Below are 12283 nucleotides of genomic sequence, written 5' to 3'. Positions count from 1 at the left end.
AAGCAGTCCCGCAAACCGGGGGACAACTCGGCGGCAAGTCTATCAGAACTTGCCTACACGTAAGAGATATTTGCGCTGAACTAAGTTTCAGCAATGCCTGCAAATTTCTCACGCAATTTATCTAGAGCGCGTTTGTACCGCATTTTTGTAGCACTCAAACCCATGTGCATGATGTCTGCGATCTCCTGAAACTCCAGCTCTGCGACAAATCGTAGCACCAGAATTTCGCGGTCAATCGGGTTCACATACACCAGCCAGCGATCAAGCCCGCCCTTGTCCTCGGGTTTTGGCGCCTTTTCTTCGGACGCTTCCTCGAGGGGGTCAAGACTCAATGCGTCCATCAAGCGACGCTTTCGCCGTTCCTTCCGATACTGCGTGATGCATTCGTTGTAAGTGATGCTGTACAGCCAGGTTTTGAACTTCGATTTCCCCTCGAAATTCTTCAAGCCATACAACACCTTCAACATCACTTCCTGACAGACATCGTCTGCATCGCGATCGTTCCCAAGATATCTCGCGCAGACGTTAAATAATGTTCGCTGGTAACGCCGCATCAGTTCTTCATAGGCGCGCGTCACGTGAAACAGCTCGGTATGCGAGCGCGCGACCAACTCCTCATCAGAGAGCTCGCGGGGGTCGTAGCGCGTAGATAGCGTTTGGGCTTTATTCAAAACAAGTCGTGCCGACAGTCAGGTCAATGTCCGCCGCAACCAGCTTCAGCTGGCATTTCGCGGCGGCATACATTAGCAGGGTTTGCCGGATTAGCGGCTACTCACATGCTGTTCCAGCAGGATCCGATTGGAAAGAGAGACTAGCTCACCCTCATCGGTCAGCAATGTGGTTTTAACCGTGCCGATCTCTTCGATCTGGCCTTCGACCTCGCCAACACGCACTTGTTGCCCAACCTGGTACAACTCACGCACATAGATTCCCGCAAGAATCTGACCGGCAATTTCCCGGCTTCCCAACCCCATGGCCAGCGCAACCGCCAGACCAACGGTAATCAAAACGATGACAATCACATGGTTCAGCAGGTCGGTCTTGACCTCAAGCTGACTGATCGCGACCGAGATGCTGATGATGATCACCAGCCCCTGAGCGATTCGCCCCAGCCCCGAAGCGTAGTCCAGGCCTACGCCTTCTGCCGCCCCACGCACCAGCCCATTGGCCAGTTGCGCGAGCAAAACACCCACCAGCAACACCAGGGCTGCGCCAAATACTTTTGGCAAATACAGCGCCAGCATATCGAGCGTAGCTGAAACTCTCTCAAGGCCAAGGGATTCTGCTGCAGAAACCAGAAAAATAAGCAGAACGAACCAGTAAACGATCTTGCCGATCAGTGTCGAGATCGGAACCTGAAGCCCGGCGCGCGACAGCAATTTAGTCAGTCCGGTGCCGCCCATCAGGCGATCGAGGCCCAATTTAGCGAGCAGTTTGGACAGCAAGGTATCGAGCAGCTTGGCCACGACGAAACCCAACAGCAGCACCACCAGTGCGCCGAACAGGTTCGGGATGAAGTTGGCGACTTTGGTCCACAACGCAGTCATTGCAGTGACGAGGCTCTGAGTCCAGAGATCAAGTTCCATATTCAATCAGCCTTATCAGCAGTGCGAGCGGTAGGTTTACGAAGACGGGAAACCGGCGAGACATGGGCCGATCCGTTATTCAGGGCGATCATCAGCGCGGGCAGCCAGCGGCCCAGCAGGCTAAACAGATCACCCGCGCCGACCTGGCGGTTGGCGGTTTTGAGTACGCGGCCCAGACACGCATCGTCGTCGCGGCTGGACGGCGAGGCGTTGAGCATGTCGCGCAAAGACTGTTCAAACGGATCGTGCATACGCACCTCTCGTGATGTCTGTGAAAGACGCGGGCAAATTTGGTCGGGTCACATGCGCCATGTTCAAACCCAGCGCAAACGACGGAATAACCACCATTGGCCGAAGGCCATGGCGAGCACCGTCAAGCAGGCGATCAGGAAACCATAAGGGCTGCTCGCGAACGGAATTCCGCCAACATTTATACCCAACAGCCCCGTGATAAAACTCATCGGCAAAAAGATGCAGGTGATGATCCCGAAGCGGTACATCGTGCGATTCATGCGCACGCTCAAACGTCGGTCTTCCGCCTCCAGGACAAGCCCCACGCGCTCTCGGGTCAATTCGAGTTCTTCCAGATAGCGGGTCAGGCTGTTGTTCAACTCGTTCCAGTAATCGGCATCATCATCGACAAACCACGGCAGTTTTATCCGCGTCATCTGGCCGAAAATATCCCGCTGTGGAGCGAGAAACCGCTTCAGTCCGGCCGCCCTTCGACGGATGTGCAAAATCGATCCGTGCTCTGGGGTATACCGTTCGTCGGCATCCATCTTTTCTTCTTCCTCATCGGCGATTTCCGAGAGGCAAGTGACCAGATCCTGCACTTTATTAGTGAGGAATTGCGCCAGATAAAGGATCAGCTCAGAGGACGTTTTCGGGCCTTTGCCCTCCGCCAGAATCGTCAGCAGCTCATCCGTGGCGCGCAACGGGCGCAAACGCAGGGAAATAACGCGCTGGGCGGAAGCGAAAATCCGCACCGAAACCATGTCTTCCGGTTCGGCCCCCGGATTGAGGTTGACGCCGCGCAAAAACAGCAGCAACTCGGAATCCGGCAACGGCAGCAGGCGCGGTCGAGTGTTCTCTTCCAGCAGCAAGTCGCAGGTGAATTCGTTCAGGCCACTGGATTTGCGCAGCCAGGTCTGCGTTTGCGGATGACTGCGATCCCAGTGCAGCCACAGACTTTCATGAGCCTGTAGCTGCAAATCGTCGAGCTCAGTCCGGGCTATCGAACGCGCACCGCCTCTACCGTCCAGCACCAGGGCATGCACCAGCCCCCATTGCGCGTTTTCTTCCTCGAACATCCTCATCCCTTTGTCAAAAGCTTATTCAGGCATCTTCAGCGGACTCGGCGAGATGATTACGCCGTTGTTGTCCGCATAAATGTAGTGGCCCGGGTGGAACGTCACTCCGGCGAAAGTCACCGCGACGTTGAGATCGCCGATGCCGCGCTTGTCGGTTTTCATCGGATGGCTGGCCAGTGCCTGGACGCCAAGATCGGTCTGGGCGATGACATCGACGTCACGGATGCAACCGTAGATGACCATCCCTTCCCAGCCGTTTTTCGCGGCTTTCTCGGCGATCATGTCTCCGAGAAGCGCACGGCGCAGCGATCCGCCACCGTCGACCACGAGTACCTTGCCGTTGCCCTTGAGTTCGGCTTGCTCCTTGACCAGCGAGTTGTCTTCGAAACATTTGATGGTCACGATTTCGCCGCCGAACGAATCACGTCCGCCGAAATTGCTGAACATCGGTTCCAGCACCTGGACCAGCTCCGGATAGGCATCGCACAGGTCAGGCGTGAGGTAATGGTTCATCGAAAAACTCCTGTAAAAAGGAAGACGATCAAGGATGACGCACTCTTGTAAGACGAGTTCCGGCAGTCGCTGTTTACCTTAGTTCATACAATGCTCGCTGAGCGAACCTGAACAAACGCTGAATACTTAATAGCAAACCAGCCACTAAATATGACCAGAACCGCACAATGCGTCATATCTTAGCCGCAAGCCGCCCCGAACGAAATGGCCTCTTCAGCGCCTCGCGACTCAGACTGCAGCCGCCAGATCCGGCTTCTCGCCCAGCAACGGGGTCTGCTGATCGTTCAACCAGCGCGCCACCAGTGGCCATACTTGTGCCTGTGCAGCCTTGCTTACCAACATTTCGACATGGCCGAAATTCTCTTTGAAGCCCTGCTCGCGCCCCAGATTGATGAACTGCTTGTGCTCAGAGCCAATCTGCTCGAACAGTTTGCGACAAGCCCACTCAGGATCCTGATGATCCCCGGCCGCACTTACCGCCAGCACTGGCACCTGAACATCAGCCAGACCGGCCCACCAATCTTTGTCCTTGTCACCAAACCGGCCGAACAAGCCGTACCAGCGCATGCTCTCGATGGCCAGGCCGATGGGCTCGTCTTCCGGTCCGCGCTTGAGACGTGAGCCCGACAACTGCGCGAAACGCTTGAGAATGAAGCGACCGCTCCATTCAACCGGCGGAATCTTCAGCGGCCAGTAAGTACGGCTGACCTGAGTGCCAAAAAACGCCGCCGACGCCACGGCGGGTTCGCCCAGATACTCGCCACCGAGTGCCGCCGCCAGGGTAATGCCGCCCAGCGAATGGCCGATCCAGTGCGGCACCTGCCCGCTCTGCTCACGCACGAATGCGGCGATTGCCGGCAGATCGTACCTGGCGTAGTCGGCGACACGGTTCCTGCGGTATTCCTCGTTGCGCTGCGATAAACCGTGACCGCGCATCTCCGGAATCCACACGTCGAAGCCCAGCCGCGCCAGATAAGCGCCGAGCCCCAGACCTTTGGGCGAGAACCAGAAGCGTCGGTTGGAAAAACTGCCGTGCAACAGGATGACCGGCACACCGCGCACCGCCGGTTCATCGGCCATACCCAAACGGGTGACGGCGATTTCTACGGACCAGTCCGGGCTGTTGCCGGGTTTGAGACGATAAACGTCTTCGCTCAGATCGCCGCGCCGCTCGGCGCTGATCAGGGCGACAGGAAATAGGTTGCTGCTGCTTTGCATAATGCTCTTGCACAAAAAAGGGCGGCATCCGAAGGCGCTCGCCCTGTTTGAATCACCTAAAGAACCGAGTCGTGTGGGAGCGAGCCTGCTCGCGAAAGCGGTGTATCTGCCAACATTCATATCGAATGTTAATCCGATTTCGCGAGCAGGCTCGCTCCCACAGGGGACGCGGACCGTTCACATATTGGTTAAGCCTGCGCTTGGCCTTCCGCGAGGAAGAACCAGGTTTCCAGCACTGTGTCCGGGTTCAGCGACACGCTTTCGATGCCCTGCTCCATCAACCAGCGAGCCAGATCCGGGTGATCGGAAGGACCCTGACCGCAGATACCGATGTATTTGCCAGCCTTGTTGCACGCCTGAATCGCGTTCGACAGCAGCTTCTTGACGGCCGGATTACGCTCGTCGAACAGGTGCGCGATGATCCCGGAATCACGATCCAGACCTAGAGTCAGCTGAGTCAGGTCGTTGGAACCGATCGAGAAACCGTCGAAGAATTCGAGGAACTCTTCAGCCAGAATCGCGTTGGATGGCAATTCGCACATCATGATCACGCGCAGACCGTTCTCGCCACGCTTCAGGCCGTTCTCTGCGAGCAGATCAACAACCTGACTGGCTTCGCCGAGGGTGCGCACGAACGGCACCATGATTTCGACGTTGGTCAGGCCCATCTCGTTGCGCACGCGTTTCAACGCGCGGCATTCGAGTTCGAAGCAATCGCGGAACGATTCGCTGATGTAACGCGAAGCGCCACGGAAGCCCAGCATCGGGTTTTCTTCTTCCGGCTCGTACAGCTTGCCGCCGATCAGGTTGGCGTATTCGTTGGACTTGAAGTCCGACAGACGCACGATGACCTTCTTCGGTGTGAACGCTGCTGCCAGGGTGCTGATGCCTTCGACCAGTTTGTCGACATAGAAGCCAACCGGATCGTCGTAGCCGGCAATACGCTTGTCGACGCTGTCCTTGATTTCCTGCGGCAGGCCATCGTAGTTCAGCAGCGCTTTAGGGTGCACGCCGATCATGCGGTTGATGATGAATTCCAGACGGGCCAGGCCCACACCGGCGTTCGGCAGTTGCGCGAAATCGAAGGCGCGGTCCGGGTTGCCGACGTTCATCATGATCTTGAACGGCAGATCAGGCATGGCGTCCACGGAGTTCTTCTTGATGTCGAAGCCCAGTTCACCTTCGAAGATGTAACCGGTGTCGCCTTCAGCGCAAGACACGGTCACGCCCTGCCCATCCTTCAGCAACTGGGTGGCGTTGCCGCAACCGACAACGGCTGGAATGCCCAGCTCACGGGCGATGATCGCCGCGTGGCAGGTACGCCCGCCCCGGTTGGTCACGATGGCGCTGGCGCGCTTCATTACCGGTTCCCAGTCCGGGTCAGTCATGTCGGAAACCAGTACGTCGCCCGGCTGGACTTTGTCCATCTCGGACACGTCCTTGATGATCCGCACTTTACCGGCACCAATACGCTGGCCGATGGCGCGACCTTCAACCAGCACGGTGCCGGTTTCTTTCAACAGGTAACGTTCCATGACGTTGGCCTGGGTGCGGCTTTTCACGGTTTCCGGACGCGCCTGCACGATGTACAGCTTGCCGTCGTCACCGTCCTTGGCCCACTCGATGTCCATCGGGCACTGGTAGTGCTTCTCGATGATCATCGCTTGCTTGGCCAGCTCGCTGACTTCGGCGTCGGACAGGCAGAAGCGCGCGCGATCAGCCTTGTCGACGTCGATGGTCTTGACCGACTTGCCGGCCGTGGCGACTTCGCCGTAGATCATCTTGATGGCTTTGCTGCCCAGGTTGCGACGCAGGATGGCCGGACGACCGGCCTCCAGCGTGCCCTTGTGGACATAGAATTCGTCCGGGTTCACCGCGCCTTGAACGACGGTTTCGCCCAGACCGTAAGCGCCGGTGATAAACACCACGTCACGGAAACCGGACTCGGTGTCGAGGGTGAACATCACGCCGGCGGTGCCGGTTTCCGAACGCACCATGCGCTGCACGCCGGCAGACAAGGCGACCAGTTTGTGGTCGAAGCCCTGATGCACGCGGTAGGAAATCGCACGGTCGTTGAACAAAGAGGCGAAAACCTCCTTGGCAGCGCGGATAACGTTCTCCACGCCACGGATGTTCAGGAAGGTTTCCTGCTGACCGGCGAAGGATGCGTCAGGCAAGTCTTCGGCAGTGGCTGAAGAACGCACGGCCACGGCCATGTCAGGGTTGCCGGCCGACAGCGTGGCGAACGCGGTGCGGATCTCGGCGTTGAGTTTTTCCGGGAATTCGGCGTCCATGATCCATTGACGAATCTGCGCGCCGGTCCTGGCCAGGGCGTTGACATCATCAACGTCGAGCGCGTCGAGGGCCTGGTGGATCTGGTCGTTGAGGCCACTCAGTTCGAGGAAGTCGCGATAGGCCTGAGCGGTGGTGGCGAAGCCGCCGGGGACCGACACACCGGCACCCGCCAGGTTGCTGATCATCTCGCCCAGGGATGCGTTCTTGCCCCCCACATGCTCAACATCGTGTTTGCCGAGCTTATCGAGGGAAACTACGTACTCTACCAAGGTGATCTCTCCACTAACTGTGTTGGAAAAGCTCAGAAACCGGCTGCTCGGGGGAGCGTTGGCCGGTTGTATGGCCTGGACCTGGAAAATAAGTGAGAATGCAGGCCAATGGCGGCCGGCAAATCGCGCCTATCATATCCAGAAATGCTCATTAGCTTAAGGCCCAAGGTGCAAATGAAACGATCTGCTTTCTTTATCTCCGATGGCACCGGCATTACTGCCGAAACCCTGGGTCAAAGCCTCCTGGCGCAGTTCGAAAACATTACCTTCAGCAAATTCACGCGACCGTACATCGACAGCGTGGATAAAGCGCGGGCCATGGTACAACAAATCAATAAAGCCGCCGAAACCGACGGCTTTCGCCCGATCATCTTCGACACCATCGTCAATCAGGACATTCGTGAGATTCTCGCAACCTCCAATGGTTTCATGATCGACATTTTCTCGACCTTCCTCGCCCCGCTTGAGCAGGAACTGACCGAGCATTCTTCCTACACCGTGGGCAAGTCGCATTCGATCGGGCACAACTCCAATTACATGGAGCGGATCGAGGCGGTGAACTTCGCCCTCGACAACGATGACGGCGCCCGCACGCACTATTACGACAAGGCTGATCTGATTCTAGTGGGCGTGTCGCGATGTGGTAAGACGCCGACGTGCCTGTACATGGCCATGCAATTTGGTATCCGCGCGGCCAACTACCCGCTGACCGAAGACGACATGGAGCGCCTGCAACTGCCGCCCGCCCTGCGCGCTCATCAGCACAAGCTGTTCGGCCTGACCATCGACCCGGACCGCCTCACCGCGATCCGCAACGAGCGCAAACCCAACAGCCGCTATTCGAGCTATGCCCAGTGCGAATTCGAAGTGCGCGAAGTGGAAAACCTGTTCCGCCGCGAAAACATCCCGAACATCAACTCCACACATTTTTCGGTGGAAGAGATCTCGGCGAAGATTCTGGTGGAGAAAGGCGTCGAGCGGCGGTTCAAGTAGTTTTGCGGTGTCTGATCTGACGCCATCGCTGGCAAGCCAGCTCCCACAGGGATTTGTTGTGAATGTGAATTTTGCAAACACCAGAGAAACCTGTGGGAGCGGGCTTGCCCGCGATGAACGATTACACGATGTCTGTTAATGCCAAGGCCAAAGCTTCGAAACCGCCAAGCAACAACCCGTCATTTCCCACCGAGTTACACACACTCACCCGAATAAACTGCGGCACCGCCGCATGCCCTACCGCGAACGCCTCGGCGGTCGCCACCAGATAGTTGTTTTCTTTCAACTCCGCAGCAATCTGCGACGCTCGCCACAACTCGGGCACCTCTACCCAAAAGTGCGGACTGTGGTTGTGCGTCTTGTAGCTCAAGCCGTCCAGCACACCTGCAACCAAAGCCTTGCGGCGGCCAATCTCCTTGATCTGCTCATCCAGCAAACGCTCGGCCATGCCGTTTTCGATCCACAGGCTCGCCACCTCCATCGACAGCGGATTGGCCATCCAGCACGTCGCACGAATGGCTGAGCTGATACGCCCGATCAGCGCCTGCGGCGCATGCAGATAACCGACCCGCAACCCCGCCGAAACGGCCTTGCTGAGACTGCCGATCAGCACCGCACGCTCAGGAGCGAAATAACTCAATGGCAGCGGGCGCTGGTGGTCGAGCACAGCATGGGCTTCGTCTTCGATAATCAGCAGATTGTGCTGGCGGCACACCTCGGCAATCGCCTCGCGCCGCGGGATCGACATCACGGCGGCTGTAGGATTCTGGATCGTTGGTGTGCAATACACCGCCGCTACCCGATGCTGACGGCAAATGTCCTCCAGCGCCGAGGGCAACAGTCCTTCGTCATCCATCGCGGCGCCGATGAGTTTTATCCCGAGTTGACGTGCGACGCTGATCAATCCGGGGTAGGACAAATGCTCGGTCACGACCGTGTCGCCGGCCTTGAGCAAAGCCATCAAGGCGCACAGCAAACCGTGCTGACCACCGTTCACGCACAGCACCTGATCGGCGTGCGGCACGAAACTCCCGTGGCGCAACCAGACCGCCCCCGCCACCCGGTGCCTGGCCAATCCGCTTTCGGCGGTATACCCGGTCAATTGCTGTAACAAGCCCGGATCATTGGCCAGTTCGACAAGACACTCGCGCATGAACGCTGCTTCCTGGCCGGGGATCGGCTGGTTGCGGCTCATGTCGAAACACGCTGGCGGCTCGTCGCTGACATTGCGAAAGCCTGTGTCCTGCGGCCGCTCCATCCCGCGCTGACGCACATAGGTGCCATCTCCTACGCGGGCCACAACTAATCCGACCCGCTCCAGCTCGCCGTAAGCACGACTGATGGTGCCGATAGTGACGCCAAGACTATCGGCCAACAGCCTGTGCGGTGGCAGCTTGCAACCTGCCTCGATAACGCCCTCGCCGATGGCCTTTTCGACCGCATCCGCCAGGCGTTTGTACTTGACGCCGACGCCATTGGCGAGGCCGTCGCGAAGGATTGACACCATGGCAATACTTACTTTGACAGTCATTCTCGCCCCAAATAGCGTATTGAAAACAGGCTCAATCAGGAATAGACCTTTTCAGTGACGAGGTCAATTCCCCGCTCGGAGCACCCAACATGTCGACCGTCGTCAGCTCACCGATAACCATCAGCAAACCCTGGCTTGCCGGATTGATCACCAGCACCCTGTTTCTCATCGTTTGTCTGAGTTGGGGCACCACATGGCTGGGGATCAAGATTGCCGTGGAAAGCGTGCCGCCACTGACCGCTGCCGGCCTGCGCTTTCTGATTGCCTTCCCGCTGTTCCTCAGCTTCGCGGTGTTGCGCAAGGAACCCCTGCTGTTTCCACGACAAAGTCGCTGGTTTTTTGTGTTCGTCACGCTGTCGTATTTCAGCCTGCCGTATTACCTGCTCAACTATGGCGAGATGCACGTGTCGTCTGGCCTGACGGCGCTGCTGTTCAGCTGCATGCCGGTGTTTATCCTGATGTTCAGCGCACTGTTTCTGCGCGAGAAAATCTATCCATCGCAAATGCTCGGCATCGCCATCGGCTTCGCCAGTTTGTTCATGATCATTCGCAGCCAGGGCTTGCACCTTGATCAGGCGGAATGGCTCGGTGTGCTGGCGATTCTCTGCGCAGCCGTCATGCATGCGTTGTGTTACGTAGTGACGAAAAAACACGGCAGCGCCATCAGCGTAATCACCTACAACACGCTGCCGATCGGCATCGCCGGGCTGATGTTATTTATTGTCGGATTGAGCTTCGAAGCGCCGAGCTTCCAGGACGTGAGCGCGCGCTCATGGGCTGCCCTGCTCTATCTCGGGCTGGTGGCGTCGGTGGGTGGATTCATCGTTTATTTTTTGCTGCTTAAACGCCTCAGCCCGATCATTCTGTCGTTCGTGTTTATCATTTTCCCGGTGTTCGCCGTGATCATCGGCGCCTGGTACGAAGGGCAAACCCTGTCCCGGGAACTGATGATCTATTCGGCGATTTTGTTGAGCGGTTTTGCGATCACCAAACTGCCCATCGAAAAATGGCGCAAATCCTCCGTGTAGGAGCTGCCGCAGGCTGCTCCTACAGCGCTTTCGTCAGATCACGAACAGGTCGACGAAGCGGTGGACTGGCGTCGCTTCCAGCCGCGACTGATCTTTGCACAGCGCCAGGATCTCGGCGCTGCGTTGACCGGTGAAGCGCGTTGCCAGGTTGGCCTTGAACTTGTCTTCCAGCAAAGGAATGCCCTGCGCCCGGCGGCGGCGATGGCCGATCGGGTATTCCACCACGACGTTGTCGGTGCTGGTGCCGTCCTTGAAAAAAACCTGCACGGCGTTGGCAATCGAGCGCTTGTCGGCCTCAAGGTACTCGCGGGTGAAGCGCGGCTCTTCGACGATGTGCATTTTCTCGCGCAGCACATCAATGATCGGATGAGCTTTGTGGAAATCGTCCTCGTACTGTTCGGCGATCAGGTTGCCGAAGGCCAGCGGCACGGCGGTCATGTACTGAATGCAGTGATCGCGGTCGGCAGCGTTGGCCAGCGGCCCGACCTTGGAAATGATGCGGATCGCCGATTCGTGGGTGGTGATGACGATTCGCTCGATTTCGTGCAGTCGATTGCGCACTTGCGGATGCAACGTCACCGCTGCCTCGCACGCAGTTTGCGCGTGGAACTCGGCGGGAAAGCTGATCTTGAACAGGACGTTTTCCATCACATAACTGCCGAACGGCCGTGAGAAAGCGAAGGCGCGTTTATCTTCCGGCTTCAACGCCAGGTCGCTGTTGGTGTGGCTGAAGAGCACGTCGTAAAAGCCCCACTGTTTGGCACTCAACACACCGGGAATGCCCATTTCACCGCGCATGGCGATATCGGCCAGACGCACGCCACGGCTGGACGCATCCCCCGCTGCCCAGGATTTTCGCGAGCCAGCATTCGGTGCATGACGGTAGGTGCGCAGCGCCTGACCGTCGGCGAATGCATGGGACAGCGCCGACAACATCTGCTCGCGATTGGCGCCCATCAGTTTGGCGGTCACGGCGGTCGAGGCGACTTTCACCAGAATGACGTGATCAAGTCCTACGCGATTGAAGGAGTTTTCCAGGGCAATGACGCCCTGAATCTCGTGAGCCATGATCATCGCTTCCAGCACATCACGAATCGTCAGCGCTGCTTCAGCGTTGGCCGAGCGCTTCTGCGAGAGGTGATCGGCCACCGCGAGAATTGCGCCGAGGTTGTCCGACGGATGGCCCCACTCGGCGGCGAGCCAGGTGTCGTTGTAGTCGAGCCAGCGCACGATGCAGCCGATATCCCACGCCGCTTTCACCGGATCAAGGCGATAAGGGGTGCCCGGCACTCGAGCGCCAAACGGCACGACGGTGCCTTCGACGATGGGGCCAAGGTGCTTGGTGCATTCGGGAAAACGCAGCGCCAGCAGACCGCAACCCAGCGTGTCCATCAGGCAGTGGCGGGCGGTGTTCAGGGCTTCGGTGGATTCAACGTTGAAGGTCAGGACGTAGTCGGCGATGTCCTGCAGGACACGGTCGTAGTCGGGGCGGTTGTTCAGGTCGACGTTGGCGCTCATGTTCGATTCACTCTTTAAGTGG

11 protein-coding genes are annotated in these 12283 nt (G+C 58.0%); 2 read left to right on the top strand and 9 right to left on the bottom strand.

The features are described from left to right. Positions 1-80: 80 nt before the first annotated feature. The 7 genes from sigX to ppsA all read right to left on the bottom strand — a co-directional run bounded on the left by sigX (position 81) and on the right by ppsA (position 7191). On the bottom strand, positions 81-671 hold the full coding sequence (gene sigX, locus AB4P97_RS04670) for an RNA polymerase sigma factor SigX (RefSeq protein WP_042558499.1): 591 nt from the start codon (positions 669-671) through the stop codon (positions 81-83). Positions 672-761: 90 nt separating this feature from the next. Continuing rightward, on the bottom strand, positions 762-1586 hold the full coding sequence (locus AB4P97_RS04665) for a mechanosensitive ion channel domain-containing protein (protein WP_008048604.1): 825 nt from the start codon (positions 1584-1586) through the stop codon (positions 762-764). Between the two features lie 2 nt (positions 1587-1588). Next, positions 1589-1837: a hypothetical protein gene (locus AB4P97_RS04660; protein WP_008076827.1), complete on the bottom strand. Its 249-nt coding sequence runs from the start codon at positions 1835-1837 to the stop codon at positions 1589-1591. A gap of 63 nt (positions 1838-1900) precedes the next feature. Continuing rightward, positions 1901-2896, bottom strand: a complete 996-nt coding sequence (locus AB4P97_RS04655) for a zinc transporter ZntB (RefSeq protein ID WP_042558498.1) — start codon at positions 2894-2896, stop codon at positions 1901-1903. A 21-nt stretch (positions 2897-2917) separates the two neighbouring features. Beyond that, on the bottom strand, positions 2918-3409 hold the full coding sequence (gene rraA, locus AB4P97_RS04650) for a ribonuclease E activity regulator RraA (RefSeq protein ID WP_015096067.1): 492 nt from the start codon (positions 3407-3409) through the stop codon (positions 2918-2920). Positions 3410-3637: 228 nt separating this feature from the next. After that, the gene (locus AB4P97_RS04645; protein WP_395602109.1) at positions 3638-4627 is read right to left on the bottom strand and encodes an alpha/beta fold hydrolase; all 990 of its coding nucleotides are present in this window, start codon (positions 4625-4627) and stop codon (positions 3638-3640) included. 188 nt (positions 4628-4815) lie between these two features. Beyond that, on the bottom strand, positions 4816-7191 hold the full coding sequence (gene ppsA, locus AB4P97_RS04640) for a phosphoenolpyruvate synthase (protein ID WP_042558496.1): 2376 nt from the start codon (positions 7189-7191) through the stop codon (positions 4816-4818). A gap of 174 nt (positions 7192-7365) precedes the next feature. Here ppsA and AB4P97_RS04635 point away from each other — a divergent pair, with 174 nt between their 5' ends. Then, positions 7366-8184 (top strand): pyruvate, water dikinase regulatory protein, encoded by an 819-nt coding sequence (locus AB4P97_RS04635; RefSeq protein WP_042558495.1) that lies wholly within the window; start codon positions 7366-7368, stop codon positions 8182-8184. A gap of 121 nt (positions 8185-8305) precedes the next feature. Here the strand turns inward: AB4P97_RS04635 and AB4P97_RS04630 are convergent, their stop codons facing one another. Continuing rightward, positions 8306-9715 carry a PLP-dependent aminotransferase family protein gene (locus AB4P97_RS04630; RefSeq protein ID WP_042558494.1) on the bottom strand — a complete coding sequence of 470 codons (1410 nt, stop codon included), beginning with the start codon at positions 9713-9715 and terminating at the stop codon, positions 8306-8308. 89 nt (positions 9716-9804) lie between these two features. Here AB4P97_RS04630 and AB4P97_RS04625 point away from each other — a divergent pair, with 89 nt between their 5' ends. Beyond that, positions 9805-10743 (top strand): DMT family transporter, encoded by a 939-nt coding sequence (locus AB4P97_RS04625; RefSeq protein ID WP_042558493.1) that lies wholly within the window; start codon positions 9805-9807, stop codon positions 10741-10743. Positions 10744-10776: 33 nt separating this feature from the next. Here AB4P97_RS04625 and prpD read toward each other — a convergent pair whose 3' ends face one another. Then, positions 10777-12261, bottom strand: a complete 1485-nt coding sequence (gene prpD / locus AB4P97_RS04620) for a 2-methylcitrate dehydratase (RefSeq protein WP_042558492.1) — start codon at positions 12259-12261, stop codon at positions 10777-10779. Positions 12262-12283: the final 22 nt, after the last annotated feature.

Origin of the sequence: Pseudomonas sp. A1230 (genome assembly GCF_044218825.1) — a bacterium.
Lineage (GTDB): Bacteria > Pseudomonadota > Gammaproteobacteria > Pseudomonadales > Pseudomonadaceae > Aquipseudomonas > Aquipseudomonas iridis.
Note: the sequence above shows the minus strand (reverse complement) of the source record. Positions and strands in the feature narration are given on the sequence as shown.

Bases quoted from the DNA above. Each gene is read 5' to 3' on its own strand.
- AB4P97_RS04630 (WP_042558494.1), bottom strand. From the start codon at position 9,715: ATGACTGTCAAAGTAAGTATTGCCATGGTGTCAATCCTTCGCGACGGC.
- rraA (WP_015096067.1), bottom strand. From the start codon at position 3,409: ATGAACCATTACCTCACGCCTGACCTGTGCGATGCCTATCCGGAGCTG.
- AB4P97_RS04665 (WP_008048604.1), bottom strand. From the start codon at position 1,586: ATGGAACTTGATCTCTGGACTCAGAGCCTCGTCACTGCAATGACTGCG.
- AB4P97_RS04660 (WP_008076827.1), bottom strand. From the start codon at position 1,837: ATGCACGATCCGTTTGAACAGTCTTTGCGCGACATGCTCAACGCCTCG.
- AB4P97_RS04625 (WP_042558493.1), top strand. From the start codon at position 9,805: ATGTCGACCGTCGTCAGCTCACCGATAACCATCAGCAAACCCTGGCTT.
- AB4P97_RS04645 (WP_395602109.1), bottom strand. From the start codon at position 4,627: ATGCAAAGCAGCAGCAACCTATTTCCTGTCGCCCTGATCAGCGCCGAG.
- AB4P97_RS04655 (WP_042558498.1), bottom strand. From the start codon at position 2,896: ATGTTCGAGGAAGAAAACGCGCAATGGGGGCTGGTGCATGCCCTGGTG.
- prpD (WP_042558492.1), bottom strand. From the start codon at position 12,261: ATGAGCGCCAACGTCGACCTGAACAACCGCCCCGACTACGACCGTGTC.
- AB4P97_RS04635 (WP_042558495.1), top strand. From the start codon at position 7,366: ATGAAACGATCTGCTTTCTTTATCTCCGATGGCACCGGCATTACTGCC.